A 26,951-nucleotide genomic window follows, 5' to 3' on the forward strand; every position below is an offset into this window, starting at 1 on the left:
CGGCCGCGCCGGCAGGCATCAGGTGGGTATGCCGCCGAAGCGGGTCCGCCGACGCTGTGCCGGCCGACCCGCTCCTGGGTGTGCTGAGCAGTGGTCAGAAGGCTCCGGGTGTACGACCGAGGGTGCCCGCGGGTCGCCGGAGTCGGCGCCCTTGACCTGGCCGAAGTAGAGCTCGGCCTGGGAGCGGAAGCGTTCGGCGACGGCGCGGTTGTTCATGAACTTCGCGCAGGCGTCGGGGTCGGTGTTCTTGTCCGAGGCCAGGGGCTGGAGTCCGGCCGGCGGGGCGACGTCCTTACGTACGGACCAGGTCCATGTGGCGATGGCGTTCTTCTGTACGGCCTCGGAACCGAGCCAGCTCAGGAAGAGTTTGGCGCCGGAATTGTGGGGGCGTCCTTGAATGAAGTCGGCACCGCGCTGGGCCCAGGAGTTGAAGCGCTCGGTGTTCGAGAAGACCTGGGTGCCGTTCGGGCGGGCGTCGCCGCCGACGGCTACGGAGGCGAGGTAGTCGCCGCTCGCCACTCCGGCGGCCGAGCCCAGGACGCCGCGGATCAGCTTGGGGTTCTGCTTGACCAGTTGGGCCAGGTAGTTCCACCCGTACTCGTCGACGATCTGCTGGTAGCCGAACAGGACGCCGTCGTCGTCATGGGGGTAGGTCAGGACCAGTTTTTTCTTGTACGCCTGCTTGAGCAGGTCGGTTCCCTTGAAGTCGCCCGGCTTCGCGGGAAGCTGCTTGGTGTTGACGACGTAGAAAAAGGCGCCGTAAAGGACGCCGGTGTAGTAGCCGTCCTTGGCGTGGGCGTGGGCGAAGAGCTTGTCCCGGTTCACCGGCTTGTACTTGAGCAGATCTCCGTCCTTCTTCCAACGGTCGAAGTCCTGGGCCGTATGCAGGACCGCGGCGTCGGCGACGGGGTGGCCGGTGGCGAGCTGATTGTCGATGCGGGCGTCGTGGTACTTACCCAGGTCGGTGACCAAGTGCAGCTGGACGTCGGGGAACTGCTGCTTGAACGCGCTCGCCAGCGAGTCCCGCTGGCCGGGGGCTTCGCCGCCCATGTAGACGGTGACCTTGCCGCCCTCGGCCTTGGCCTTGCGGTAGAGGGCCTGGAGTTGGTCCTGCTCGCTCGGGACGGTGTGGTGGTGTGCCGTGGTGTCGGCCATGGCGGTCGTGGCGACGGCGGTCAGGGGCAGTGCGGTGGTGGTGGCCGCGCCGATCAGCTTGTTCCGGTGCTTCATGGCGATGCGCTGCCTTTCATGTGCCTATTCATGTGCATGGGCATGTACATATGCAGCGAAGGGTCTGAGATTTCAAACGTCATGTCGCACTTCGGACGCCCAGGACCGAAGGCTTGAGGCTTCAAACAAATTGGCTAAAATATGACCATGCCCACGACGCCGCGCTGGCTGGACCCGGAGGAACGACGAGCCTGGCTCGCCTACGTCGATTTCTCCACCCTCCTCTCCGACCACCTGAACCGGCAGCTCAGGCGGGACGCGGGGCTGACCCATGCCGACTACACCCTGCTCACACACCTGTTGTCGGTCCCGGGCCGGACCCTGACCATGTCCGAGCTGGCCGAGCGTCTGAAAATCACCCGCAGTCGGCTCACTCATGCCGTGACCCGCCTTCAGCAGACCGGTTACGTGGACCGCTGCGACGACCCGGCCAACCGGCGCAATCAACTCGCCGTGCTCACCGAGCAAGGGCGTGAGCTGCTGGAGCGGGCGGCTCCCGGCCATGCCGAGGCCGTGCGCCGCGCGGTGTTCGACGCCCTGACCCCCGACCAGGTGCGCCAGTTCGCGGACATCGGCAAGGCGATCAACGCCGCACTTCAACGCGTGGACGCCGTCCAGGACGATCAGGAAGCGCTGCCCTGGCGCCGGCGGTAGGCCTGCCTGATCGGTCGGTGGCGCGCCATCGGTGGATCCGGCCTGCGTTGCCCGGAGGAAGGAACATGGCGCGGACCGGTGTCCGTCCAAGTCACCGAAGGCGCGCTGGGCATCGGTGGCGCCGTCCCACAGCTTCCCCGATTCCTTGTCGGCCGGCGCGGACACCGGCGTGTGGCCGGCGGGGCGAGTGTCCGGTCGGCGTCGTGGGCGACGGACGCGGCCTTCCTCTACATTGGCGCCTACAGCGTCGTAGCACCCAGGCGGAGCGCCGAGCGGGGCCCGGACGGCAGCCCGGCAGCGCGGGACCAAGTCGTCGAACGACTGAAAATGCTGCCCAAGGACCTCTTCCCGATCACGACCGCATCGGCGGAGGAACCCAACTCCGGCGAGGGCCACGACCGCTTCGACTACACGCTCAGGCTCCTCTTCGGGGGCTCACCGAACACAGCAAGGGACAGACCACATGAGTGCCTATTTCTGAACTCCACGTCTGTGGCGGGTCGTTGGGCGTCCTAAGGTGCAGGTCTGGATGTGACGATCGAACGGATGCGGGTGAAGCTGAAGAGGACGTGCGGCATGTGCGGTCACGGCCTTGGGCCGCATGACAAACCCGATCCTGAACGGGATGTGCCGCACTCTCCGCCGCAGGCCTGTCACGTGAAGCGGGACTGTGTGCATCGTCTTCCGGTCCGCCGACATGGTGTGCAAGCCGGAGGTCAGGAAGGCGGTGCCGCGGAACCTGACCGGCTGAGCGGCGCCGTGGGAAAGTGGGAGCACGAGCCACGCCACGGCTGCGCAAGCTCCGCTGTTCAACCATCCGCGTCACAGATCTCACTCAGGCCGTCCTCACTCTGCATCAGGCCAGCTCGGAGTGAGTTTGGAATAGGCCCAGTGCCTGACTTTCGGCCCGGGGACGGGAGGAGTCACGGCGCAAACGATGGGGCTGTTGCCCGACGTCACTGCGGCAGCGGCGTCGGGCGGGCACCCCCGCCGGGGCGCCGCGTCAGGCGAGGGGCTCGTGGTTGACCCAGATCGCCTTGTACGGGCGGCGGGCCTGCCAGCTGTCGATGAACTCGCCGATGCCGGGGAGGGTGAAGGCGATATTGAGGGCGTCGAGGTCGGCCAGGCCGAACTGGACAACGGCGGAAGCGATATCCACCGGGGCGTGGTCGTCGCCGAGAACGCGCAAGTGGTGGCGGGCGGCGAAGGACTGGAAGGCGCCTGTGCCCATGGTCAGCTCCTCAAGCCCCTTCAGGTACTCCTCGAGCTCGCGCTGGGACGAGCGATCGCGGTGCTGCCGCGTTCGCTGGCCCGGCCACAGCATCCGGGGCTCGTTCATGTTCCGGTGGCCGACGCGCCGCGTAGTGCGCTGGTCCTCGCCTGGGGGCAGGAGGACCGGCGGCGACTGGTCGCGGACTTCGTCGCCTCAGCCGTGGAGGCGGCACCGGGCTGAGCTCGTACCGCCAGTACTCCGGCACTTCCTCCCGGTGCGGCGGAAGGCCGCCAACCGTCCAGTCTGCCTATTCCACTCTCACCCTTCGCGTCACCCGCTCGAGCCGAGGTTGGAAGGCTCGCTGCCAACCGTAGTCCGGATAATCGTCCGACATCGCCCGGAACGCGACGTCCGGACGCCGCAGCAGACCGGTGGTCCTTCGCAGCGACGGTCTCGTCACGGGTCAGTTTCTCCACGACCCGGACCTTGTCCTCCTTGACCTGGGACACCACGGCCGGGCGCCGCAAGAAATCGCTGGTGACGGTGGCCGCGATGTCCTCGTCCCGGGCGAGGGTGTGGATCGCGCTGACCTTCTCCTGCGGCGTGATCGGGTGCTCGACCTGCCGGCCGACCCGGCGCCGGGCCTCGTCCGCCGACAACGGGACCTGCCCCCGCCTTCCGTCTGGACATGGACGCCCGGCTCGACCTGGGGCCGGTCGTGTCCGTGCCCCGCCCCCGTACCTCGGAAGATGCCGCCACCCGGTCAGCCACGGAGCTGCGATGAAGGACGTGTCGACCTCACCGACCCTGCATGGACGAGGCCGCCTGGCGGGCGCGCGATGGGGTCGGCTCAGGTTGAAGGGTCCGGCGTGGCCACCACGAGTGACTGTCAAATGTTGTGGATCGGAGAGCGTCGGATCAGGCGCCAGGCAGGGGACTTGCGGGGGACCTTCCGCGGCTGGTGGTAGCCATTGCGCGACGTTGCCGCGTCGGCTGGCTCGGCAACCTATCGATCGATCATTGGGAAGGTACTTCCTCCCAGGCCGATTCACAGGTTTTGAGCATTACTCGGGCACCCACCACTGGCTGTGACCATCAAGACGGCTGTCTATCCGCGATCCGAACCTGGTGTGGTGGTGTCTCCTGGCGTCGTTTCGGGTTTCGTGTAGAGGACTTCGCGGACCTGCTCCGCGGCGCGGAGGATGCTCTCGCTGATGAAGTCGCTGAAGCGGGCGATGTTCTCCAGGCGGGCGGCGGCCGGGCTGTTGCGGCCGAGGATGCCGACGCCCTGCCGTGCGATCTCGGCGACCTGGGCGGTGCCGCGGGCGCTGGCGATCGTCGACTGGTACCAGACGTCGTCGTCGACGAAGTAGCGCTCGCGGCGGCGTTCGTCGCGTTCCCGGCTGACGAGGCCCTGATCTTCGAGGAACGCGATCGCCTTGGAGACGGACGCTGCGCTGACCTGGAGGCGCTGGACCAGTTCGGACGCGGTGAGGCTGCCCGCGTCGGCGATAAAGAGGCAGGTCAGCACCCGAGCTGTCATCTTGGGCAGGCCCTGTTGCATCAGGAGGGTGGTGAACGCCTCCTCGTACTCGCGCACGGCCTCGTCGTCGCGCTCGTGGGCCTGCGCCGGCGCCCCCAGCCCTCGGGGTGGGGTGTGCTTGCGCCGGTGGGCGCGGCGTTCGGTGGCGCGGTGGGCCAGGTCGGCGCGGTAGGCGGTGGGGCCGCCATTGCGCATCACCTCACGCGTGATCGTCGAGGTGGGGCGGTCGAGACGTCGGGCGATCTCCGCGTAGGCGAGGCCGTCGGCCAGCCCCAGCGCGATCTGCTGACGTTCCTGCTGGGTGAGTCTGCCTCCCGGCACCGCGATCTCCCTTCGTGCTTCCCGAACGCTGCCACCGTAGCGTTCGCCTACAGTCCAATGCAACGACCAGGGCACCTGCCATTGCGTTAGATTCACTCTCGTTGCAACGAAAAATTGACTCTTACCTGCACTAACGCAAACTTCATGCAACGAGATAGTTGCCCCATCTTCGAACGCAACGTAGCGTTCGCGGTGCCAGAAACGACGAGTGCACGAGGAGCACATGATGCAGAAGTTCGATACCCCCGCCGCGATCTCCGCCATCCTGGACATCCCCGCCGGACGTATCCAGTTCATCGCCGCAGACCGCGCCGACACCACCGTCGAGGTCCTGCCCGCCACCCCCTCCAAGAGCAGCGACACGAAGACCGCTGAGCAGACCACCGTCGTCTACGCCGACGGCATCCTGCGGATCACGGCCCCAGCGGAGAAGAACCAGTTCCTCGGCGCGTCCGGATCCATCGAGGTGACGGTCCAACTGCCCGCCGGCTCCCGCATCGAGGCCAAGGCCGCCAGCGCCGAGCTCCGCGGCGTCGGACGCCTCGGCGACGTCACCTTCGAAGGCGCGTACCGCCAGATCAAGATCGACGAAGCCGCGAGCGTCCGCCTCACCGCGACCGACGGCGACGTCGAGGTCGGCCGGCTGGGCGGCCCCGCGGAGATCAGCACCACCAGGGGCGACATCCGGATCACCGAGGCCGTACGCGGCACGGTCGTACTCCGCACCCAGTCCGGCGACATTTCGGTCGTCGCCGCCGCCGGCGTCTCGGCCGCCCTGGACGCCGGCACCGACTACGGCCGCGTCAGCAACGCCCTCAAGAACGATGGCCCCGCCGAACTCGACATCCGCGCCACCACCTCCCACGGCGACATCACCGCCCGCAGCCTCTGAAGAAGCCAGAACCAGGACTGTCCGGCGGGGCCCACCGCGATCGAGATCCTGTCGGTCGCCGCCGAGGACGCGGCCGTCCGTCCCAAAGGCCTGACATCCACGTGCAGGGCATTGAGAAGTCGTACAAGACGCTCTCACGCGACCAGGGGGAACACATGACGAAGAACAGCACTTCCTCGACCAGTTCGAAGTGGACCGGCATGGTGCCGGTCGACGATACGGCCCTGGCCGTCACCGACACCGGCGGTCCCGGTATCCCTGTGGTCTACCTCAACGGCCAGTTCGCCACCCAGGGGTACTGGCGGCGGGTCATCGCCGAACTGGGGACGGGGTGGCGGCACATCACCTACGACGAGCGGGCCCGCGGCAAGAAATCGAAGCGCTCGGCGGACTACTCCTTCGAGGCCGCCGTTCGGGACGTCGATGCCGTTCTCGCGGCCAGGGGTGTGGACCGGGTGCTGGTGGTGGGCTGGTCCTACGGGGCGTTCATCGCGGCGCACTGGGCCAGCCGGAATCCGGACCGCACCCTGGGCGCGGTCCTGGTCGACGGCGCGCAGCCGTACGACTGGCTGGACGAGGCCATGGAACACCGGATCCGGAAGACCTTTCGGCGGTTGAACTTGTTCATGCCGCTACTGCGCCCGACGGGCCTGACCCCGCGGATGACCGCCGAACAGATGGCGAACAGCAACATCGAGCTCGGCAGGCTCGCCCGCGCGCGCGAGTTGGGGCCCGTGCTGGACAACATCACCGCCCCGGCGCGATATGTGGTCGCTTCGGGGACGTCTCTCGGAAGCAAGGGTGACGAGCAGGAGCGGATCCGCGCCAGCCTCGATGGAGTGATCGCCCGCAACGCGAACATCGAGATCAGCGCGAAGGTCACCAGCAATCACGATGCGATCCTCAAGAAGGACGCCCCGGCCGTCGCCGAGGCCGTACGCGAGGTCGCCGCCATCGACCGCGGCCGGCGCTGAAGACACGACCAGCGGACTGACGATCAGCCAGGCAGCGGCCTTCGCCGGTGTCACGGTGAGACTCAAGTGTCGGCAAACGACCGTCTGCCGACACTTGCATCCGTGACCACGAACCCGCAGGTGGGCTCTGTCGAGAACTCGCGTCGGAAATCAACGTCGGTGAACGGTCGTTAGTTTCCGACAATGCTTCTTGGCTACTGCCGCCCTTCGACGGCCGACCAGAACCCCGACCACCAGATCGACGCGCTTCTCCGTAGTGGCGTCGACCGCGACAACATCCATGTCGACGTCGCCAGCGGCGCGAAAGCCTCCCGCCCCAAGCTCGACCTCGTGATGCAGTTGATGCGCGAGGGCGACACCCTGAAGGTCACCCGGCTCGACCGGCTCTCCCGCTCCGTCCTGCACCTGGTGACCCTCGGCGCCGACCTGCGCGAGCGCGGGATCGGCCTGCACGACATCGAGCCTGCCCGGTCTGGGCCAACTCGGCGGCATGGGGATGGCCTACCGCATGGGAATGCCTGTCCTTGAATGATCCATGACACCTTCGGAACAATTCGTTCAGCGTTGAACGATGACTCGCGTAGGGTGACCCAGTCATCGAGGCGGAAGGCGGGTTGCGGGCGTGGCACCCAAGAAAGTGACGCGGGATCAGTTGGCGGGTGCGGCGCGGGCCGCGCTGGGCGGTGGGCGACGACTGGAGGCGGTCGAGCGACTCGCGGGCGGCACCACGAAGGGCGTCTACCGGCTGACGATGGACGACGCCATGACGGCGATCGCCTATGTGTGGGAGGACTCCGAGAACTACTGGCCGATCACCGAGCACGATGGCGACCTCGCCGACCCGTTCTCGCCCGGCGTCGGGCTCGACCTGTTCGAGGCTGCTCACGCGCGGCTGGAGGCGTTGGGCCTTCGGGTCCTCAAGATCCACCTGGTCGACCGTGACCGCATCCACTACCCGGCCGACCTGGCAATCGTCGAGGACGTGCCCGGCGAGGACCTGATGGACCTGCGCAACCGCGACCCGCGCGCCGCGGAGCCGGCCATGACGCGCCTCGCCGAGAGCCTGGAGATGATGCGCGGCCACCGGGCGCCATCCTTCGGCAAGGTGGCCCTGATCGACGCGGGCGGCACGTCACATTGGGCGTCGTGCGAGCAGGCCGCGCTCGCCTTCGCGCTGCGCTGCCTCGCCGAGGCGACCGAGCGCGACCACAGGATCGCCGACGCCCGTGATCAGTTGGAGGAGCGGCTGCGTCAGCTGACCGCGGCGGTGCGGCCGCGCGCCGAGTACTCCGTCGTCCACGGCGAGTTGGGCCTGGACCACGTCATGGTCGACCGAGACGGCCATCCCGTCGTGATCGACATCGAGAACCTGCTGTACTTCGACGTCGAGTGGGAGCACGTGTTCCTGCGCCTCCGCCACCCCGACAGCCAGTATCAGCAGCTGGCGGTGGACGGCCTCGACGAGGACCGCCTCGCGCTCTACAAACTCACCCAGCATCTGTCGCTGACAGCCGGCCCGCTGCGCCTGCTCGACGGGGACTTCCCCAACCGGGAGTTCATGCGGGGGATCGCCGAGCATCACCTGAACGAGGCGCTGGCGCTGGTCGCGGCGGGTTGAAGATGCGACCTGCGTGTTTGTGCCGGTCAGCTGACCGGTGTGGTCAGGCCACTGCGTCGGGGGCCAGGAAGGAAAACGAAACTTCCTCGCTGACGATGCTCGACCAACCCAGGGCTGGGGTGATCTTGGAGATCGTCGGCCACAAGAAGCCGGACCACCAGGCCCGATCGCCAAGGAGCGTGCTCATCGCCGGGACGAGAAGAGGGCGGACGAGCAGCGTGTCGATCGGCACGCCGACCGCTGGCGATGCCGACCTCCGACCGTCACGTCGGCTGTCTGACCGAGCGCGGCGAAGGTGCCCGCGAGGACCAGCCCGGCCGCGGTGATGACGCCTCCGGTGGTGGCCAGGTCACGGCGTACGGTCTCGGCGTTCGAAGTGTGCCTTCGCTCTTCCCGTACTCGCTCCATCAGGATGACTACCCACTCGGGGCGTTGAGGCGTCTGCCCCCCGGGTGAGGACGGGTGATCAGCGGTAAGGGCTCCAGCGGCCGAAGCGAGCCAGCAGCTTGCGCGCCGCGTCCTCGTCCAGCCCGAGGGCGGCGGCAGCCTGCTCGGCAGTCGTGTCCTGACGGGCATCGTGAGCCGGCCAGTACCCGACCTGCACAGCGGTCACCTCCAGTCGGCGGGCTGCCCGCAGGGCAGCCAATGGTGAGGTCTTCGCCAGCTTCTCGATCTCCTCCTCCAACTGGCTCAGCAAGCCGGTGAGCGTATCCGGCAGGGCAACGGCCGACGTCTCCACCTCGACGGTGTGCGCGTCCCAGTCCCGCATGCACGCATCCGCCGCGCCGGCCCCCGCCTCGGCCAGCTCCTGGTCGCCGATCTCGTCCCAGTCCAGCGGGTGCTCGGTCCCGGCCCAGCCGCAGGAACACGCCGCGCGCAGCGCGGCCGCCCGCGGCCCGTGCGCGAATCGGCCGTCGTAGACGCTCCACTGCGCCACCGACTGCCCGCCCCCACCCGAGCTCATATCGAAGAAGACGGGGCCCGGAACGGTGCCGTCAGCCATGAGGACACCGACCGCGCCCTCATGCGAGGCTCCGAACTCCTCTGTCGTCCACGTCTCCCGCTCACCCATGGCACCCCTCCAACTGCTTCACCTGTGTCCGAGCGTGCACCCGCCGCGGGCGCTGGAGACGACGATGCCGCAGCCCGACAGGCCGTACTACCGAAATCACCGAAGAGGTGGACATCAGGGCCAGTAGCTCGCTCACCACGAGCTCACCGGTGATCGCTTCATCGACGCTGCACCCGACCGCCGCTGCGGAGTTCGTGTCGAGGAGGAGAAGGAGATGGCGATGACCCGTCGGGGCGTGGTGGGGCCAGGCACCATCGCGGCCGGGTTCGCCGAAGCGCGTCGAGGTCCGCCGGGTCGGCCGGGCCACCCGGTCGACCTGCACGACGCCGCGTCGGCGTGCCTGTCGACAGGCACGCCGACGCGGCGTCGTGCCGTCCGCGGTGTCCGTGCGGACGTCGCCGACGGAGGCTCAGGCGGCGCTGTGTGCGTAGCTGTTCGCGAAGGTGCGGCGGAGGTGATCGAGGTCGACGGCGTCACCCATCGCCTTCAACCCCGCGTCGTTGAAGTGCAGATGGTCCCCGTTGTCGTAGGCGGGCAGGATGCGGTGGGGGTCGGCCGGGTCGCGGACCACTGCGTCGAAGTCCACGAGGGCGTCGAAGAGTCCGCTGGTCCGGACGAAGTCGTTCACCGCCTGCCGTACGGTCTCACGGGCCTCGGTGTAACCGCCGTTCCCGCCGTAGGGGGTGATGGTGGCGCCGATGACACGGATGCCGCGCGCGTGGGCCCGTCGCACGATCTCTCGGTAGGCGTCCTCGAACGCGGCCGGATCCGTCTGGTTGGGGTTGCCCTTGATGTCGTTGATGCCCTCCATGACGATCATCGCGCGCACCCCGGCGCGGGAGAGGACGTCGGCGTCGAGCCGGGACAAGGCGCTCGGGCCGGTGCCTTCGAGCAGGACGCGGTTGCCGGCGATCCCGGCGTTCAGGACCCCGAGTCGGCGGTTCGGAGGCTGCGTGAGCAGCCGTTCGGCGAGCCGGTCCGGCCAGCGGCGGTTGGCGCTGGAGGTCGATCCCGAGCCGTCGGTGATCGAGTCGCCGAGTGTGACGACGCTGCCGGTGGCGCGCGAGCCGAGCACGTCGACGCCGGTCACGTAGTACCAGGAACCCGTGGTCTGGGTGTAGGCCGATCCGTCATCGTCGGTGGCGTGGTCGCCGGTGGGGGCGAGGAAGTTGGTCTGCAGGGCCGACCGGTGGTATGTGGCCGGCCCGGCGTCGGTCGGTGTGTACACCGTGATCAGGAGGTTGGCGCCGGAGGGGACCGCGAGCGGCACAGGATCGGTGACGACGTCCTCGCCGGTCGGGACGGTCACCGAGGCGGCGCCGCGGAACGTGGCGGTGTGCATGGTGCCGGCGACGGCGTTCGGGCTCTTCGGGGCGCCGTTCTCCTGCAGCGCCACGGTCACGGCGCCGAGTTCGAGCGGCGCGGTGCCGAGCCGGTTGGTGATACGGACGCGTGCGGCGCGCCCACCGGCGCTGATGTGGACGACATTGCGGATGGAGGTGCCGGGCAGGGCCGGGACGGTGCCGGACGCCGCGGCTTCCCAAGTGCCCGTCCAACTGCGGCGGGTGGCGGGGGCAGGCCCAGCTTCGGCTCTTGCGGGCAGTCCGCCTGCCGTCCCCAGCAGGACGATCGCCAGCACTGCCACCAAGGCGGCGTGTAAGTGTCGGTTCTTGGACATGCGTGTTCGCCTTTCCAGTAGTCCGTGTCCGGGGGTGCGCGGAGTCGACCGGAGGCTGAGCGATTGGCAGACAATCAGCAATTCATCGGATGCGTCAATGGGTTGAACTACGGTCACGTATGTGAACCTCAGTCTCTGGAGAGAGCCTGAGAGGCCGCGACGCTGGTTTCAGGCAGTCTTCCTGGCCTGTTGCTGGTAGGAATCCGCCGTTCCAGTAGGGCTTCAGCTATGTATGGCGGCGGCGAGGCCGGCCGGGGAACCGTCATCGATCCAGCGCGGGAGGCGGGAGGGCGACAGCAACTCGTCAACGGCCATGAAGGCCGCGCCGGTCAGGCCCGCCCGATCTATGTGCGGCGAACCCGGCGGCGAGGGTGAACTGGGCAGTGGAATGACAGTCGGCAACGACGCACCCGGCAGCGTTCAGGCAAATAGCCGCTGCGGTCGACGACCGCAGCATGGCGCACACGTGGACTGACGCGAGGGGCAGTCCCCTGGGCGCAACCATCCAGCCAAGGGTTCAGCCCCATGGTGGTGCAGCCCTCTCTGTGGCAGCAGTCGATTACGGCAGGCACGGGGCGGGCCAGGCCTGGTCCCACCGCCAGCCGGCCCATGTCGGCGTCCGCGAAGGGGCCGGAGCGTTCTTCGATCATCGCGAGGACCTGAGCGCGGGCCGATCGATCCGCCGCCACCGTCGGCGAGGTCAATCCCTGTCAGGCCGTTGGCAGCTACCGCTGGTCGGCATGTTCTCTGCCCAGCAGCTCCACTGCTCGGTGCTGCGTATGCTCGGCGGCCATCTGAGCCTCGGCCACGACGTCACCACGTTCACGCACCAAGTCCTCATAGATCGGTACGTGATCGCTTCCGCTGGGGGCCGGTGTCACAGCGCGGTTCCTTCCGATGTCGTGCTCACTATGGCTTGGATGAGTGCCCGCAATTCCGTCAGGCACGGTTGAGCCGGGCAGCAATCCCGTGACCGATCAGCAAATATATGACGGCCGGCAGACCGCAATTGAGGACAACACGTAGGCTCTCTGTGTCCATGGTGAAAATATCCTGCGCCCACCCGGACAGCCAGTCCGCCGTTCCGCGCACGAACTCAACGAATGGGTTCGCCTGGTTGGCGTCGAGCAGGTAGAGCACGATCCACAGTCCCAGAAAACCGGCCGCAATGTCAGCGATCGTGCAGATGGCAAGGGCTGTCCGCCGTGTAGTGGCCTGGCTACGCGTGGAGCGGTCGGGCCCCGGGGACTGGTCGTAGGTCTGGTATCCGGAAACGGGGTCGGTGCTGTTCACAAAAATCCGATCTGGCGCGTGTTCTCGGTCGGCAGGCCGCCCCGGACTGAGATTCAGCCTCGAACAGCGACCCGTTTCTCCTACTTCTGCGCCTTGCACGCGCCACCGCGTTACACCTCTCTCTAAAGAGGTCCGAATATGGCGATCGATCCTGTCACTTACGGAAATGTCCACTGAGAGGCATGTTTTACGGACGGGACCGGACGGAGTGGAAGAAGCCGCCCGCAGGTGACGATGACGACGGCCGGCCATGGCACAGCAGGCCGACGGTGTGAGCTGTTCTGCGTTCGGTGGAGTCCTGGACGCCAGGGTCACGGTCCTGGCGAAGGGGAGGAGTTCAAGCGGGACGCGATCGCTTCGCGGCTGATCTACGTCAGCGGCTCCGGGCTCCGGGCTCCGGGCGAGGAAGCGAACCTCGTGGAGCGGCTGGACGCGTCGACCGGACGCGGACCGGATCATTGCGGCAGAGAACGTCACGGCGCCCATCTCGCCGGGCCTGAAGACTGCCCCTTTCGCAGCCGGTGATGCGAACTCCTGACTTTTTCGGACTCACGGTCCCACTCTGCTGCCGTCGAAGAAAACGAGGATCAACATACAATTTCGCAGCGGCCTGCGGAGAGGGGCGGACTTCGATCGGCTCACGCTGTGTCAATTCCGTCCGTAGGCGTACGCCGGAGTGCGATCCGATCTGCGGGCATCTCGGTCGTATACCGGCCGACGCGCGGGAAGTTTTTGTGATCGCACGCCCTTATTGCGCTCCGATGCCCGGTTTCCCCAGCCCCTTCCAGGGCCTAACTTAGTAAGACTCTGAACTCCTCTTACCGGTGCGTCACCCGGCGGAGCTCTCTCAACCTTCCCACGCCGTAGGAGTGATACTCCCATGTCCTTCGCCAGGCTCGTGCTGCTCAAGGGTGGTCCGAGCGATGCTCCACAGGTGGTGAACGCTCCGTTCGACGGAACGGGCGCCCCGGTGAAAATCGCGTACGGCAGCGGCTGTGAGCACTACGAATTCAGTGGTGAGTATGCCGACATCGGTGAGGGCCCGATGCCGGTGTACTGCTGGGCTCGTCATACACCCGGAGCGGAATAGACCGCCCGTCACCTTCGCAGCCGACGGTGAGCGGGGCTCACCGAAAGACAGATACCGCGTTCTGCTTTCCCTTTACGCCAGAGCGCCAGAGCGCCCGAGCACATCGTCAACGGCTTACTGGAGGTTCACATGAACAACACCCTTTGCCCGCCGCCGGGAAACGGGGCATCCGCAGGACCAGTCCGCGGCGGAGTGAGCGCACGTGACGTCATGGTCACCGGTATGGGGTTCTGCCTGCCGGGTGGGAGCCGGCCTGTGTTCAGCGCGGCCGACGTCTGGGACGTCGCGTCGCGTGGCGCGTCGTGTCTGGCGCGCGGCGACGTCTACTACGGTGCCGTCGACCTTTCACCGGCCATGTTCGAAGCAAGGTTGCCGGACATCCCGGCGGCGTTCTCCCGGCACTACACCAACGCCCACAGATTCGGTCTGGTCTCGTTGGTGGAGGCCTGCGCGGATGCCGGGCTGGACTTCCGCGCCGGTGACCTGACCGGAGCGGCCGTTCTGGCCGGGCGGGGCGGGGTGGACGCCAATGTCGGCCCCTATCTGGCGGTGCTCGAGGCCGACCCGCTGACGACCAGCCCGCAGGAGGCGATGGAGCTGTTCGTCCGGGGCCAGCAGGGCCTCACACCGTCCGATGTCTCCCTGGTGCAGGGTGCCCTCCTCCGGTCCACCGGCCCGTCCTTCACCGTGTCGTGCGGATGTGCCTCGTCCGCGGTCCAGGTCGGCAACGCTCGGCGGATGATCGCCGACGGCGTGATCGATCTGGCTGTCGTCTCAGGGGTGGATCTCTTCGGTGTGGACGTCATCCTGAATGTCCAGCGGCTGCTGCGCTCCGTCCAGGGCGCCTACGAGGCCGTGCGGGTGGCCGGTATGCCGGAGCTCCTGCCGTCCTTCGACCGCCTGATGCGCCCGTACGACCGTCGGGCGGACTGCGTGAATCACGGCGAGGGCGCGGCGACCCTCGTCCTGGAGTCCCGCAAGCACGCCGAAGAGCGAGGTGCCCGCGCCTACGGGCAGGTGCTGGCGCATGCCATGACCCGGGACGGCCTGGCGAATCCCTTGGCGAGCGACGACAGCGGAGCCGCTCTGGTGGAGGCCGTCCACCAGTGTCTGGGGGAACGGTGGGACATCGCTCAGGTGCCCTACATCCACGGCGGAAGCGACGGCGACGTGGTGGTCACCGCTTTCGAGTCGAATGCCGTCAGGCGGCTCTACGGCGCCGACAGCGGCCTGGTGATGACGTCACAGGAGGCCTGCTTCGGTCACAACGGCGCGCCGTCGGGCTGCCTTGGGGTCGCACTGAGCCTGCTGATGATGGGCCGGAGCCAGGTGTGTCCCACGGCGAACTGTGAAGAGCCGGCCGAAGGGCTGCCGTTCGACCCCGTTGCCGGCACGAGCAGCAGGCCTCTCGACTTCGACTACGCGCTGACCTGCAACTACCAGATCGGCGGGGTGAAGAGCGTGATTCTCGTCGGCAGCCCGGACGCCGTCTGATGGCACGTGCCTGTTCCCGGGCGCTCGCGCATTCCCCCTCTCGGCATCCCGGCCTCGCGGTGCCGTCCGGAGAGGCAGAGGCACGCGAGACCGGGTCGATTTTCCTTGCCGGCTCCGGCCGCCAAGGCCGGTCGCGGCGGCACCGTCACCTCCAGATCAGCGAAGCGACAACGACAGCGGAAGGAAGAACTCGTGGAACAGAACGGAACTGGTTCAACTGCCGGTGGTGACGGGCGTGTCGCCGTGATCGGCATGGGATGCCGGCTGCCAGGGGACGCCGACTCGCCCGACGCCCTGTGGCGGCTGCTGGCCGCGGGGCAGGACGCGGTCGGTGACCCGCCGCCCACCCGCACGGAAGTCGGACGGGCGCGGGACGCCGCGCTGCCTCGGCAGGGCGGCTGGCTGAGGGACGTCTCCGGTTTCGACGCGGCGTTCTTCGGTGTCTCAGGACGGGAGGCGGACGTCCTGGACCCCCAGCATCGGCTGCTCCTCGAGGTGTCCTGGGAGGCGCTGGAGCATGCGGGGCTGCCCCCCGACGGCCTCGCGGGGACGCCGACCGGGGTGTACACCGGGCTGAGCTATACCGACTACATGGACCGGCTGGCCGGGCATCCCAAGGAGTTGGAGGGGGCGGTGCTGACGAACGGTCACTGCCTCGCGCCGGGGCGCATCTCCTACCTGCTCGGTCTGCACGGCCCGTCGGTGGCTCTGGACACCGCGTGCTCGTCCTCGCTGGTCGCCTTGCACCTGGCAGCACAGGCCCTGCGGAACGGGGAGTGCGACGTTGCGCTCGCCGGCGGCGTCACCTTGATGCTCTCCTCCAGGACCACGCGGTCGTTCGTCCGGATGGGCATGCTCTCCCCGACGGGGCGCTGCCGCGCGTTCGACGCGGCGGCCGACGGTTTCGTACGCGGTGAGGGATGCGCGGTCGTCGTGTTGAAGCGTCTGCGGGATGCCGTGCGGGACGGCGATCGGATCTGGGCCGTGGTCCGGGGCTCGGCCGTGAACCAGGACGGCCGCTCGGACGGTCTGGCCGCACCGTCGGCGGCGGCCCAGGAGGCGCTGTTCCGGGAGACGCTGGCCCGTGCCGGGGTCGACCCCGGTGAGGTGGGCATGATCGAAGCGCACGGCACGGGCACGCCGGTCGGCGACCCGGTGGAGTTCACGAGCCTGGCCCGCGTCTACGGAAGGGGCCGGGACCGCTGCGCGCTGGGCTCCGTGAAGACCAATCTGGGGCACCTGGAACCTGCTGCGGGCGTCACCGGTCTGCTGAAGGCGGTGATGTGTCTTCAGCAGGGTGTCGTCCCGGCGAGCCTGCACTTCACCCGCTGGAATCCGGCCATCACCGCCGAGGGCACACGTTTCTTCGTGCCTGACCGGCTGACGGACTGGCCCACGCGGACCACGGTCCGGCTGGCCGCCGTGTCCTCGTTCGGGTTCGCCGGGACAAATGTCCACGTAGTGCTGGAACAGGCGCCTGCCGCAGCCGTGCGCCGCCTGCCGAGCCCGCGGAAGGCGCGTGCGGGGGCCGCGGAATCGCATGTCCTGCTGGTGTCGGCGGGCTCCGCCGATGCCTTGCCCGCGGCGGCGCGGCGGCTCGCGGACTGGCTCGAGGGCACGGGCGCGGGCGTCCCGCTCGGCGACGTGGCCCACACCCTCGCGCTGCGCCGACCGGCAGGACGCGGTCGGCTCGGCGTCGTGGCGTCCTCGCGCACGGGTTTCGTCCGCGCCCTGCGGTCGTTCGATGCCGGGCAGGCGGTGCCGGGCGCGGTGTCGGGGGCGGTGGCGGCCGGTGTGTGCAGGCGGCCGGTGTGGGTGTTCTCCGGGCAAGGCTCCCAGTGGCCGGGCATGGCCCGCAACTTCCTCGCGCACGAACCGGCATTCGCCGCTGCCCTGTCCGAGATCGAACCGCTGATCGCCGCCGAGGCCGGTTTCTCCGTACTCGACATCGTGCGGGAGGACAGGGCGGTGACCGGGTGCGGACGTGTGCAACCGGTGCTGTTCGCCGTGCAGATCGCGCTGGCCGCGACGTGGCGGGCCTACGGCGTGGAACCCGCCGGGGTCGTGGGTCACTCCATGGGCGAGGTCGCCGCCGCCGTCGTCGCCGGGGCGCTGTCCCTGCAGGACGGCGTCCGGGTGATCTGCCGTCGGTCCGCCCTGCTGACTCGTATCGCGGGTGCCGGCGCGATGGCGACCGTCGCTCTGGGCCGAGCCGAGGTCGAGGCGGACCTGGCAGCCGCCGACGCCGAGGCATCGGTCTCCGTCGCCGTCATGGCCGCGCCCGGTTCCACCGTTGTGGCCGGCGACCCCGCCGTCGTGGAGCGCCTGGTCGAGCGCTGGGACGCCCGCGGCGTGCCCGCTCGTCCGATCGCTGTGGACGTCGCCTCGCACTCTCCCCAGGTGGACCCGCTGTTGGATGAACTGGCGGCATCTCTGGCCGACTTGACGCCTCGGCCGCCCGTCGTTCCGTTCTATTCGACTGTCCTGGAGGACCCGCGCACGGTCCCGGCCTTCGATGCCGAGTACTGGTGCCGGAACCTGCGCCGACCGGTGCGTTTCGCGGACGCTGTCCGCGCGGCCGCCGCGGACCGGAACACGGTGTATGTGGAGGTGTCCCCGCATCCGGTCGTCACGCAGGCCGTCACGGGCAGCCTGAGGGGACTGGTCGACGCCCCCGTCGTGGTGCCGACACTTCGGCGCGGCGAAAGCGAGCAGGTCACTTTCCGCACGGGGCTCGCCGTTCTGCACTGCGCGGGCGTGCCCGTCGACTGGGCCGTACTGTACGCGGGCGGCGCCCTCGCGGATGTGCCCGTGATCACCTTCGACCGTAAACGGCACTGGGTGGATCCGAGCGATCGGCCTGATGACGACAGACCTTCCGTAAACTCCGTCCTCCGGGCGGATTCCGAGGCGGGCGGCGTCCCCGGTCTCCTGCCCGGAAGCCACTGGAAGGTACCGGGCCGTCCCGTGCGGCACACCTGGCGGGCAGAGGCCGGGACGCGCGCCCACCCGTGGCTGGCCGACCACCAGGTCAACAACGCGGTGGTTCTTCCCGGAGCCGCCTACTGCGCTCTCGCGCTGACCGCCGCCTGCCAGGTCTTCGACGCCCCGCCGCGGCAGGTGGAGGTCCGTGACATCGCCTTCCACGAACTGCTTCCCCTGACCGACCGCTCCGAGATCACCATGACGGCGGATGTGACCACCCCGGACCGCGTCACCTGCGAGGTCTTCGCACGTGATGACAGCGATGAGGAGGGTCAAGGCGACGCCGACCAGGGGCAGTGGATCCTGCACGCCAGTGCCACCCTGACTCGGAGCGCACCACCGCGGGGACTCGCACCCGTCTCTGTACACGCCCTGGTCGCGGAACACCCCGTCGCCGTGCCCGCCGCGGCCGTGTACCAGCGTCTGCGCTCGCGCGGCCTTCACCACGGAGCCGCGTTCATGGGGATCAGCGAACTGCGTCTGTCGTCCACCGGTGACAGTGTCTGGGCACGGGTCGCCGTCCCGCCCGCGGCCGGCCCCACTCCAGGCTCCCTGTGCGTCCATCCGGTACTCGTGGACCTGTGCGCCCAGCTGGCAGTGGCTTCACTGACACGCGACGAGACCGCGAGCGGCCTGGTCCTCCCCATCGGCGCGGGGTCCCTGCGCATCCACGGCGATCCCGCCGCGGTGGTCCACGGACACGCCACGATCACGCGGAAACAGCCTGATGGCATCACCGCGGACATCCGGCTGTTGACCGATGACGGACATACGGTGATCGCCCTGAACGACCTGCGCCTGTTGCAGCGCGAAGTCAGCGCGAACGCCGACCTCGATCGATGGTTCTACGCCATCGACTGGCAGCCCGCACCGGCCGCCCATGCCTCGCCCGCCACGAACGCGGACCGCGCACCGGCCGCTACCTGGCTGGTGGTGGGTGAGAGCGGCACGCAGGCGGAGACGCTCGCCGAAGCCCTCCGCGTGTCCGGGAGCACCGCCCGGGCCGTCGTCCTTCCGGAAGACGAGCACCGTGTCTCCGCGCTGCGGGCCCGTCTTGTCGAACGGGAACTCGCCGATCCGCCTCGTGCGGTGGTGTTCCTGTGCGCGCCGGCCGGCGGGCCGGCGGTTTCCGGCGCCGACCAGCCCGCTCCCGACGAGTCAGCAGGCGCCGCCGAGCCGGCCGCCGATCCCACGGTGGACGCTCTGGAGCGCACTCGGCGGCTCCTGAGTCTTGTCCAGGCGGTCGCGAACTGCTCTCTGTCTCCGAGGCTGTACGTCATCACGCGCGGCGCCCGCGCCGTCGAACCGGGTGAGACGGCCGACCCCGCCCAGAGCCCGCTCCGGGGCCTGATGCGTGTCCTGGCCCATGAGCACCCACAGTTGCGTCCCACGCTCCTCGACATGGGACGGTCGGACGACCTTCGGCAAGCGGTCGGCCTCCTGCTGAGCGGGGCCCCCGGCGACGAGATGGCCGTGCGAGGCGCGGACCGCCGTGTGGCCCGCCTTGTCCCGGCCCCACTGACGGACACGGAACGACTGACCGCGACCGCCCGCACGGTGCGCTACGGCGTGGACCGCTTCCGGCTCCGCGCGGGCCGGGCCGCGGACCTCGGCTCCCTGCGTCTGGTGGTGGGCGAACAGCACACACCGGGTCCGGGAGAGGTGGAGCTTCAGGTGCGCGCGGCGGGAGTGAACTTCCGCGATGTCCTCACCGTCATGGGACTCCTGCCGGCCGCAGACCTCTGCGCGGGCGGCGGGGACCGTATCGGATTCGAGTGCACAGGGACGGTGACTGCTGTCGGACCCGGCGTCGAGCACGTCCGCGTCGGAGACACCGTCCTGGCCGTGGATCTCGCCGGTGGCGCGTTCGGCTCGTTCACGACGGTCCGCGCCGATGCCGTGGTCCCCGTGCCGAACGGCGTCGACGCGATGGCCGCGGCGGCCATCCCGACGGCGTTTCTCACCGCCTGGTACGCCCTGCGTTATGTGGCGCGTCTCGCCGAAGGCGAACGGGTACTGATCCACTCCGCCACCGGCGGCACGGGCCTGGCCGCGGTCGCCGTTGCCCGGCATCTGGGGGCCGAGATCTTCGCCACCGCCGGGAACGACGAGAAACGCGGGTACCTGCGCGGCATGGGCGTCCGACACGTCATGGACTCCCGTTCGCTGGACTTCACCGAGCAGACCCGCGAGGCGACCGGAGGCGAAGGCGTCGACGTCGTGCTCAACTCCCTCTCGGGGCCGGCGATCCGAGCCGGTCTCGAGGCGCTGCGTCCCTTCGGCCGGTTCGTCGAGCTGGGTGTCCGCGACATTCTCGCCGACGCGTCCCTCGGGCTGGCGCCGTTCCGGCACAACGTGACCTTCAGCAGCGTCGACCTCATCGAACTCCAGCAAAAGCGCCCTGAGATGTTCCAGGACCTCTTGCACGAGGTCATGGGTCTGTTCGACGCAGGCCACCTCCAGCCGCTGCCGCACCGGGAGTTCCCGCTGGCCGAGGCCACGGACGCGTTCCGTCTCATGGCGGGCGCCGGCCATATCGGCAAGCTCGTCCTGACCCTGCCCCAGCAAGGGGAGACGACGGCCTGCCACGCCGAACCTCCCTCGCCGGTCCGCTCCGACAGCGCCTACATCATCACGGGGGGACTGCGGGGCGTGGGTCTGGCCACGGCGGCCCGCCTGGCCGAACTGGGCGCCGGGCACATCGTCCTCAACGGCCGTACGCCGCCCGGCGAGGCAGCCGAAACCAGGCTGGCCCAGCTCCGTGCTTCCGGCGCCCGCATCACCGTCGAACTGGGGGACGCCGCCCGGCCCGGAGTGGCCGAACGGCTCGTGTCCGCCGCGACAGCGGGCGGACTGCCGTTGCGAGGAGTGGTGCACTCGGCGATGGTCCTCGACGACGCTGCCCTCACCAACATCACCGACGAACAGCTTGAACGTGTCTGGCGGCCCAAGGTCACCGCGGCATGGCGCCTCCACCAGGCCCTCGCGGCGCACACAGTCGACTGGTTCGTGCTCTACTCCTCCATGGCTTCGCTCCTGGGCAACCCGGGCCAGGGCGCGTACGCTGCCGCCAACGCCTGGCTGGATGCCTTCGCCCTCTGGCGGACCGCCCGAGGACTGCCCACCCTGGCCGTCAACTGGGGGCCATGGGGGCAGACCGGCACGGCAACCGACTTCGCCGACCGCGGCTACGAGACGATTCCCACCGAGGACGGTCTCCGTGCGCTCGAGGCACTGCTCACCCACCGGCGGGTCGCCACGGGTGTCCTGCCCGGCCGACCAGAATCGTGGATCCTGCCCGCGGTCCGCCACGCTTCCTTCTTCGCAAGCCTGGTGGACGGCCACCAGGCTCAGGACACCACATCACCGAGCGGTGAACGCGTCACCGCAGCCGACATCCGCGCCCGCCTGACACAACATGACTCCCCTCTCGCTCAGCGAACAGCCCTGGAGGCCTACCTCGCCGAGCAGATGGGCACCGTCCTGCAGCTCGGCAGCGCACGACTGGACCCCCAGACGCCGTTGCGCAGTCTTGGCTTCGACTCACTGCTGGCCATAGAACTGCGCACCCGGCTGGAGTCAGGACTCGGCATCAGACTCGCGAGCAACTTCGTCTGGAAACACCCCACGATCGCGGCACTCGCCACTGCCCTGTCCAACAAGATGGGACTGGATCTGTCGTGAGGCGCGCACCCGGGGCCGGCACCCGGCACCGGGGGCGATCTCCGTGACGCTGAGCACCCGGGCCCAACCTGTCAGGACAGCTCCTGAGTTTCCTTCGGATGGCTTCGTTGGGCCGGTGTCACGGTGCGGCCTTCCTGTGCGGCGGAGCGTGCTTCCTCACTGTCTGTCGGTCGCAGACATTCGATGAGGTAGTCGCCGGTGTCGGGGTCGAGGGTCACGCCGTGGGTTTCGCTGCCGAATCCGGGGAAGCTGCGGTCGAAGGATTCGAGGGCGCTGAGGTAGCGCAGCAGCGGGCCGTCGGGGGCGCCGACGCTCTCCCCGGGCATGAGGACGGGCATGCCGGGCGGAGTGATGGTGATCATGGCGGCGGCCACCTGGCCCGCCGCCTCGGTCAACCGTACGCGCTGGGTGCCGCCGCGGATCAGGCGCTGATAGCACAGCTGCGGTGGAGCGACCGGTTCCGGCAGCTGTCGGAAGGCAGCGTCCAACAGGCCGGCGAGGTCGGCAGAGCGCAGGTGGTCGTGCATGTCCTGGCACAGCTCGCGCAGAGTGTGGCCGGCGTATCGCCTGGGGTGCTCGGCGACCAGAGCGGGCAGGACCCGGTCGAGGGGGGCGTCCTCGTCGTAGAGGGCCTTGAAGTCCATCAGGGCGTCGAGGAGGGTGCCCCATTTGCCCTTGGTGATGCCCATGGAGAACAGGACGAGCGTCGTATAGCTGTCGGTCTTTTCCACGACGATGTGGCGGGTGACCAGGTACGCGGTGAGTACGCGTGCCGGGATGCCCCATTCACCGGTCTCGCCGGTCGCGTCGATGCCCGGGCAGGTCAGGGTGACTTTGATCGGGTCGAGCATGCAGTAGCCGTCGGTCAGCCCCGAGAAGCCGTGCCAGGCAGCGTCGGGTTCCAGGTGCCAGCAGCTCGGTTCGGTGCGCAGCAGCTCGGCCGGCGTCTCGTCGAACGGCAGTCGGGTTCCGGTGCTCGGGTCGGTAACCGTCTCGGGTTGCCACACGCCGAAGAACCACGACGGTCGGTCGCCGGCCTCCTCGATACGACGCCGGATGCGGACCATCTCCTGGCGGAAGCGGACCGCCTCGGTCACGGCCTCGTCGATCAGCCAGCGACCCTGCGGCCCGTCCATCATCGCTGTCGCCACGTCCAGCGAGGCGATCATCGGATAGAGCGGGGAGGTGGTGCCGTGCATCAGCAGCGCCTCGTTGAACCGGTCGTGTTCGACGGGCGCCCTCGGGGCGGGCTTGACGTGGACCATGGCGCTCTGCGAGAGCGCGGCCAGCAGTTTGTGGGTGGACTGGGTGGCGAAAACCGTCGGTCGGTCCGGGCCCGGGAAGGTGTCCTCGTCCACCGACATGCCGTACCGGCCCGCGTAGAGCGGGTGGAAGCGGGCGTAGGCGAACCATGCCTCGTCGAAGTGCAGCCGGGGCGCACTCGTGGCGAACGCTCGTGCCGCCGCCGGGGCGTCGTAACACAGGCCGTCGTACGTGGAGTTGGTGAAGACGGCGTACTGAGGGTGCGGCGACACGGCGTCCCTGGTCAGCGGGTTCGCGGCGATCCGGGCCGCGACGGAGTCCGCCGCGAGCTCCGCCGGGGGCAGCGGCCCCGCCAGGCCGTAACCGTTGCGGGTGGGGATCAGGTAGACCGGGCGGGCGCCGGAGACGACCAGTCCGTGCAGCACCGACTTGTGACAGTTGCGGTCCACCAGGGCGATCTCGTCCTGGGTGACGCTGAAGTGGCCGACCACGCGGTTGCAGGTGGAATCCCCGTGCAGCACGAAGTACGTGAGGTCGGCGCCGAAGACCCGGGCGGCGTTGCGCTCCGCGTCGCCGATCGGGCCGGTGTGCTCGAACAGCGAGCCGAGCTCCCCCACGGAGATCGACAGGTCGCTGCGCAACAGCCGTTCCCCGAAATAGTCGTGGAAGGCGCGACCCGCGGGCGACTTCAGCAAGGCGACGCCGCCGGAGTGGGCCGGGGTGTGCCAGGAGTACTCGTGCGCGTCGTCGAAGCGGCGCAGTGCCCGGAAGAAGGGCGGCAGGACGGCCTCTTGGTAGGTGCGCGCGGCGGTGGTGATCCGGCCCGCGATGAACCCGGGAGTGTCCTCCAACGGCCACACATAGCCCACGATCGACTCCGACACCCACAACGGCAGGTCCCGCACGCCGTCGTCGGACATGACCAGGAAGACCGGAAGGTTCTGGAACCGCCGGCCGATGAAGCGCAGCACCGCGGCGCCCCCGGGCTCGCCGGCCGCGTCCTCTTGGCCCGGTAGGTCCCAGGCGACCAGTGCCGCGGTCAGTCCCGCCTCCGTCCGCAGCACCGCCTCGGCGTCCGCGACGCCTGCCGCCCATCGGACGTCGAATCCCCGCTCCTCGATCGCCTCACCGATGCGGGCCAGCTGTTCGGCGCCGGCCCCCTCATCCTGTGGACGTTCCCGTACCGCGATCAAAATCCTGCTGTCCGCCATGAGACTCCTCCCAGCGGCCCACGCCGCGTCCGGCTCAGTTTCCGAGTGGAAAGGCTGAGCTCACGGCCTCACAGCGGTAAACCACCCGCAGGACGGAACAAGCAAGCTTGAGCTTTACCGTCCGGCCCTGGACCGTTCCGGCGCGCGCGTTGCCATGACAGTGCCGCTTCGAGGCGGCATGCCGAGGCGGGTGGCTCACAACGGGCCGTACAGCCCATTGCCGCGGACGTCGACGCGGGTGGGTGGTGTGCAGTGGGAGGACGAGGAGAGGTGGGTTTCCCCGTCAGCGGCACCGGCGGGCGTTGAGCCGGGCGGCCTGGCGTGTCAGGTGGTCACGTTCGGCGAGGTTGGGTGCTTTCTCGGCCGCCTCGGCGTACAGGCGTGCCGCGGTCGCCAGGTTACCGTCGCGCTCGTGGAGGTACGCCGTCACCGCGGCGTAGCGGGGCAGTGAGTCGTCCAGCTCAGCGAGCGCCGCCAGACCGGCGCGCGGTCCGTCGGCCTGGCCGACGGCCACCGCGCGGTTGAGCCGGACGACCGGGCTGTCGGTCAGGTGCGTGAGCTCGTCGTACCACTCGACGATCTGCACCCAGTCCGTCTCCTCGGCCGTGGGTGCGTCGGCGTGGAGTGCCGCGATGGCGGCTTGGGCCTGGAACTCGCCCAGTCGGTCGCGGGCGAGGGCCGCCTGCAGGATCTCGACGCCCTCGGCGATCGACTCGGTGTCCCACCGGCCGCGGTCCTGCTCGGCGAGGGGCACCAGGCTGCCGTCGGGTGCGGTCCGGGCGGCGCGCCGGGCGTGGTGGAGCACCATGAGGGCGAGCAGCCCGGCCACCTCGGGGTGGTCGATCGCAGCCGCGAGTTGCCGGGTGAGCCGGATGGCCTCGGCGGCGAGGTCGACGTCGCCGGAATAGCCCTCGTTGAAGACCAGGTAGAGAACGCGCAGCACGGTGGCGACGTCGCCGGGCTGGTCGAACCGCACGCCGGAGACGGTGCGCTTGGCCCGGCTGATGCGCTGCGCCATGGTCGCCTCGGGCACCAGGTAGGCCTGGGCGATCTGGCGGGTGGTCAGCCCGCCGACTGCGCGCAGCGTGAGCGCGACCGCGGACGACGGCGTCAGCGACGGCTGGGCGCACAGGAAGTAGAGCTGGAGCGTGTCGTCCACCGCGGGCGCGGGCCCGGGCGTCGGCTCCTCGTCGACGAGGTCCTCGCGTCGGCGGCGGGCGGCTTCTGACCGGGTCGCGTCGAGGAACCGACGCCAGGCCACGGTGACCAGCCAGCCCTTCGGGTCCCGCGGCGGGTCGGCCGGCCAGACGCGGATCGCTTCGACCAGCGCGTCCTGCACGGCGTCCTCGGCCGCCGCGAAGTCGGCTCCGCGGCGGACGAGGATCCCGAGCACGCTCGGTGTGAGGCTCCTCAGCAGGACCTCGTTCATCGATGAGTCACTCCGTGATGGTGGGCGGCGCGGCCAGGAACGGGCGCAGCTCCAGCCACTCGTGGATCGGCTTCCCGCCCGCCCCGGGGGCGGCCGACAGTTCCCCGGCCAGCTCGAGGGCACGCTCGTAGCTGTCGACGTCGATCACCATCCAGCCGGCGATGAGGTCCTTGGTCTCGGCGAACGGGCCGTCGGTGACCGGGGGGCGGCCCTCGCCGTCGTACCGGACGAACGTTCCCTCGGGGGCGAGCGCCTGACCGTCGACGAACTCGCCGGTTCCCTCGAGCCGGTCCGCGAAATCCTGCATGTACTGCATGTGGGCCGAGATCTCCTCCTGCGTCCACCGGTCCATGGGAATGTCGTTGACCGCAGCCGGGGCGCCGCGGTAGTGCTTGAGCAGCAGGTACTTGGCCATCGTGGTTCTCCTCGGTGCTGATGCGACCCATTGTGGTCGCGTTCACTGCGGGGACGGAGCCGGCCACGAGTTCTCGACATCGCCGTCAGAGTTATTTTTGGCTCTCGTGAACGACCCCGGGTGAACCGACTCGCGGTGTCCGGGTCCACGGTGTGGCGCGAGCGCGGCGGAGCGAGATTTTTCCGAGATCAGCAGCGGCCGCGCAACTGAGCGGGTGCCCGCGTGTCCGTGCCGAGGCGGCGGTTCGTGCGAGGGCCTCGCGGGCGAGGGCCGGGTGCTGGTCGAAGCGGTCCGCCGATGAAATCTGGGGGGATTTCGTGAAGCGCCGGTGGACGGCCCCGCGAGAGGCAGATCATACCGATACGGACCGTCATGTACGTCCTTGACGGCATCGCACCGCAGGAGTCGCGAATGAAGCTTTTACGGAGAACACAGCTGTGGGGCCTGGGCGTCTTGACGCTGTTGTTCGGTCTGGTCGCCGCCCCCACCGCGCAGGCGGCACCGGCCGAGGTCGCTGCCGCCGCCCCCAGGGCCGTCGAGTGCAGCGGCAGTTGGGACGGCATCACCTACTGGGCCAAGAGCCCCTCGGGACGGAACGGGGGCGGCTACGCGCGCACCTACTGGAACGGCTCGACCAAGCGGAACTGCGTGAAGTTCTGGTCCAGCCCCTACGACGGCCTGGCGTCGCACATCACCCTGTACCTCTTCGACGAGAGCGGCGACTACTCCGCCGACCCACCGCAGGAACATCCGGCCAACTACCACTACTACGCCGGTCCGCTCTACACCTGGTTCGACGCGACCGGCGAGTGCATCCATCTGAGCGGTTCACTGGTCCGGGGCGGGGTGACCTACCGCCTCGACACCGGAAACATCCGGTGCGGTTGATCCG

At 69.1% G+C, this 26,951-nt stretch carries 20 protein-coding genes and 2 pseudogenes; 11 read left to right on the plus strand and 11 right to left on the minus strand.

Translation table 11 applies throughout. The annotated features are described in order from the left end of the window. Nucleotides 1–18 precede the first annotated feature (18 nt). Entirely contained in the window at nucleotides 19–1,230 is a 1,212-nt protein-coding gene (locus M2271_RS19420) for an ABC transporter substrate-binding protein (RefSeq protein ID WP_280888520.1), read from the minus strand. 147 nt (nucleotides 1,231–1,377) lie between these two features. Here M2271_RS19420 and M2271_RS19425 point away from each other — a divergent pair, with 147 nt between their 5' ends. Together M2271_RS19425 and M2271_RS19430 are read left to right on the plus strand one after the other, a co-directional pair. Continuing rightward, entirely contained in the window at nucleotides 1,378–1,884 is a 507-nt protein-coding gene (locus tag M2271_RS19425) for a MarR family transcriptional regulator (protein ID WP_280888521.1), read from the plus strand. Between the two features lie 791 nt (nucleotides 1,885–2,675). Beyond that, nucleotides 2,676–2,759: pseudogene (locus M2271_RS19430) on the plus strand (IS5/IS1182 family transposase); the annotation flags it as partial. Between the two features lie 128 nt (nucleotides 2,760–2,887). On the opposite strand, the gene M2271_RS42530 reads toward M2271_RS19430, so the two are convergent. Continuing rightward, complete coding sequence (locus tag M2271_RS42530) at nucleotides 2,888–3,043, minus strand: hypothetical protein (RefSeq protein ID WP_348539177.1); 156 nt, start codon at nucleotides 3,041–3,043, stop codon at nucleotides 2,888–2,890. A 6-nt stretch (nucleotides 3,044–3,049) separates the two neighbouring features. On the opposite strand from M2271_RS42530, the gene M2271_RS42535 reads away from it, so the two are divergent. After that, nucleotides 3,050–3,337: a hypothetical protein gene (locus M2271_RS42535; RefSeq protein WP_348539178.1), complete on the plus strand. Its 288-nt coding sequence runs from the start codon at nucleotides 3,050–3,052 to the stop codon at nucleotides 3,335–3,337. A 142-nt stretch (nucleotides 3,338–3,479) separates the two neighbouring features. On the opposite strand, the pseudogene M2271_RS19440 reads toward M2271_RS42535, so the two are convergent. Beyond that, a pseudogene (locus M2271_RS19440) lies at nucleotides 3,480–3,753 on the minus strand (DUF6192 family protein); the annotation flags it as partial. Between the two features lie 452 nt (nucleotides 3,754–4,205). Next, entirely contained in the window at nucleotides 4,206–4,961 is a 756-nt protein-coding gene (locus tag M2271_RS19445; protein WP_280888522.1) for a helix-turn-helix domain-containing protein, read from the minus strand. A gap of 226 nt (nucleotides 4,962–5,187) precedes the next feature. Between M2271_RS19445 and M2271_RS19450 the strand changes: the two genes are divergently transcribed. From M2271_RS19450 to M2271_RS19465, 4 genes are all read left to right on the plus strand, one after another. Then, a complete protein-coding gene (locus M2271_RS19450; protein WP_280888523.1) occupies nucleotides 5,188–5,853 on the plus strand; it encodes a DUF4097 family beta strand repeat-containing protein in 666 nt (221 codons plus the stop codon). Between the two features lie 155 nt (nucleotides 5,854–6,008). Beyond that, on the plus strand, nucleotides 6,009–6,827 hold the full coding sequence (locus tag M2271_RS19455) for an alpha/beta fold hydrolase (RefSeq protein WP_280888524.1): 819 nt from the start codon (nucleotides 6,009–6,011) through the stop codon (nucleotides 6,825–6,827). Nucleotides 6,828–7,010: 183 nt separating this feature from the next. Beyond that, nucleotides 7,011–7,355, plus strand: coding sequence for a recombinase family protein (locus tag M2271_RS19460; RefSeq protein ID WP_280888525.1), 345 nt, complete (start codon nucleotides 7,011–7,013; stop codon nucleotides 7,353–7,355). 109 nt (nucleotides 7,356–7,464) lie between these two features. Continuing rightward, nucleotides 7,465–8,445: a phosphotransferase gene (locus M2271_RS19465; protein ID WP_280888653.1), complete on the plus strand. Its 981-nt coding sequence runs from the start codon at nucleotides 7,465–7,467 to the stop codon at nucleotides 8,443–8,445. Between the two features lie 43 nt (nucleotides 8,446–8,488). Here M2271_RS19465 and M2271_RS19470 read toward each other — a convergent pair whose 3' ends face one another. The 4 genes from M2271_RS19470 to M2271_RS19485 all read right to left on the minus strand — a co-directional run bounded on the left by M2271_RS19470 (nucleotide 8,489) and on the right by M2271_RS19485 (nucleotide 12,488). Next, nucleotides 8,489–8,677 carry a hypothetical protein gene (locus tag M2271_RS19470; protein ID WP_280888526.1) on the minus strand — a complete coding sequence of 63 codons (189 nt, stop codon included), beginning with the start codon at nucleotides 8,675–8,677 and terminating at the stop codon, nucleotides 8,489–8,491. A 234-nt stretch (nucleotides 8,678–8,911) separates the two neighbouring features. After that, the gene (locus M2271_RS19475) at nucleotides 8,912–9,517 is read right to left on the minus strand and encodes a hypothetical protein (RefSeq protein ID WP_280888527.1); all 606 of its coding nucleotides are present in this window, start codon (nucleotides 9,515–9,517) and stop codon (nucleotides 8,912–8,914) included. Nucleotides 9,518–9,926: 409 nt separating this feature from the next. Then, complete coding sequence (locus tag M2271_RS19480) at nucleotides 9,927–11,195, minus strand: SGNH/GDSL hydrolase family protein (RefSeq protein WP_280888528.1); 1,269 nt, start codon at nucleotides 11,193–11,195, stop codon at nucleotides 9,927–9,929. A 939-nt stretch (nucleotides 11,196–12,134) separates the two neighbouring features. Then, entirely contained in the window at nucleotides 12,135–12,488 is a 354-nt protein-coding gene (locus tag M2271_RS19485; protein ID WP_280888529.1) for a hypothetical protein, read from the minus strand. Nucleotides 12,489–13,368: 880 nt separating this feature from the next. Here M2271_RS19485 and M2271_RS19490 point away from each other — a divergent pair. The 3 genes from M2271_RS19490 (at nucleotide 13,369) to M2271_RS19500 (ending at nucleotide 21,741) form a co-directional block, all read left to right on the plus strand. Then, entirely contained in the window at nucleotides 13,369–13,578 is a 210-nt protein-coding gene (locus M2271_RS19490) for a DUF5988 family protein (RefSeq protein WP_280888530.1), read from the plus strand. 210 nt (nucleotides 13,579–13,788) lie between these two features. Further along, nucleotides 13,789–15,072 (plus strand): beta-ketoacyl synthase N-terminal-like domain-containing protein, encoded by a 1,284-nt coding sequence (locus M2271_RS19495; protein WP_280888654.1) that lies wholly within the window; start codon nucleotides 13,789–13,791, stop codon nucleotides 15,070–15,072. A gap of 192 nt (nucleotides 15,073–15,264) precedes the next feature. Then, nucleotides 15,265–21,741: a type I polyketide synthase gene (locus M2271_RS19500; RefSeq protein ID WP_280888531.1), complete on the plus strand. Its 6,477-nt coding sequence runs from the start codon at nucleotides 15,265–15,267 to the stop codon at nucleotides 21,739–21,741. Nucleotides 21,742–21,812: 71 nt separating this feature from the next. Here M2271_RS19500 and M2271_RS19505 read toward each other — a convergent pair whose 3' ends face one another. The 3 genes from M2271_RS19505 to M2271_RS19515 form a co-directional block, all read right to left on the minus strand. Beyond that, a complete protein-coding gene (locus tag M2271_RS19505; protein ID WP_280888532.1) occupies nucleotides 21,813–24,215 on the minus strand; it encodes an Orn/Lys/Arg decarboxylase N-terminal domain-containing protein in 2,403 nt (800 codons plus the stop codon). A gap of 283 nt (nucleotides 24,216–24,498) precedes the next feature. After that, nucleotides 24,499–25,644: a DUF6596 domain-containing protein gene (locus tag M2271_RS19510; protein WP_280888533.1), complete on the minus strand. Its 1,146-nt coding sequence runs from the start codon at nucleotides 25,642–25,644 to the stop codon at nucleotides 24,499–24,501. A gap of 7 nt (nucleotides 25,645–25,651) precedes the next feature. Beyond that, nucleotides 25,652–26,059, minus strand: a complete 408-nt coding sequence (locus M2271_RS19515) for a YciI family protein (RefSeq protein WP_280888534.1) — start codon at nucleotides 26,057–26,059, stop codon at nucleotides 25,652–25,654. A gap of 411 nt (nucleotides 26,060–26,470) precedes the next feature. On the opposite strand from M2271_RS19515, the gene M2271_RS19520 reads away from it, so the two are divergent. Continuing rightward, nucleotides 26,471–26,947, plus strand: coding sequence for a hypothetical protein (locus M2271_RS19520; protein WP_280888535.1), 477 nt, complete (start codon nucleotides 26,471–26,473; stop codon nucleotides 26,945–26,947). The last annotated feature ends 4 nt before the right edge of the window (nucleotides 26,948–26,951 follow it).

Origin of the sequence: Streptomyces sp. LBL, assembly GCF_029893585.1 — a bacterium.
Classification (GTDB): Bacteria; Actinomycetota; Actinomycetes; order Streptomycetales; family Streptomycetaceae; genus Streptomyces.

Coding starts and splice junctions, on each gene's coding strand:
- M2271_RS19450 (WP_280888523.1), top strand. CDS start 5,188: ATGCAGAAGTTCGATACCCCCGCCGCGATCTCCGCCATCCTGGACATC.
- M2271_RS19425 (WP_280888521.1), top strand. CDS start 1,378: ATGCCCACGACGCCGCGCTGGCTGGACCCGGAGGAACGACGAGCCTGG.
- M2271_RS19455 (WP_280888524.1), top strand. CDS start 6,009: ATGACGAAGAACAGCACTTCCTCGACCAGTTCGAAGTGGACCGGCATG.
- M2271_RS19520 (WP_280888535.1), top strand. CDS start 26,471: ATGAAGCTTTTACGGAGAACACAGCTGTGGGGCCTGGGCGTCTTGACG.
- M2271_RS19460 (WP_280888525.1), top strand. CDS start 7,011: ATGCTTCTTGGCTACTGCCGCCCTTCGACGGCCGACCAGAACCCCGAC.
- M2271_RS19480 (WP_280888528.1), bottom strand. CDS start 11,195: ATGTCCAAGAACCGACACTTACACGCCGCCTTGGTGGCAGTGCTGGCG.
- M2271_RS19505 (WP_280888532.1), bottom strand. CDS start 24,215: ATGGCGGACAGCAGGATTTTGATCGCGGTACGGGAACGTCCACAGGAT.
- M2271_RS19475 (WP_280888527.1), bottom strand. CDS start 9,517: ATGGGTGAGCGGGAGACGTGGACGACAGAGGAGTTCGGAGCCTCGCAT.
- M2271_RS19490 (WP_280888530.1), top strand. CDS start 13,369: ATGTCCTTCGCCAGGCTCGTGCTGCTCAAGGGTGGTCCGAGCGATGCT.
- M2271_RS19515 (WP_280888534.1), bottom strand. CDS start 26,059: ATGGCCAAGTACCTGCTGCTCAAGCACTACCGCGGCGCCCCGGCTGCG.
- M2271_RS19420 (WP_280888520.1), bottom strand. CDS start 1,230: ATGAAGCACCGGAACAAGCTGATCGGCGCGGCCACCACCACCGCACTG.
- M2271_RS19495 (WP_280888654.1), top strand. CDS start 13,789: ATGGTCACCGGTATGGGGTTCTGCCTGCCGGGTGGGAGCCGGCCTGTG.
- M2271_RS19510 (WP_280888533.1), bottom strand. CDS start 25,644: ATGAACGAGGTCCTGCTGAGGAGCCTCACACCGAGCGTGCTCGGGATC.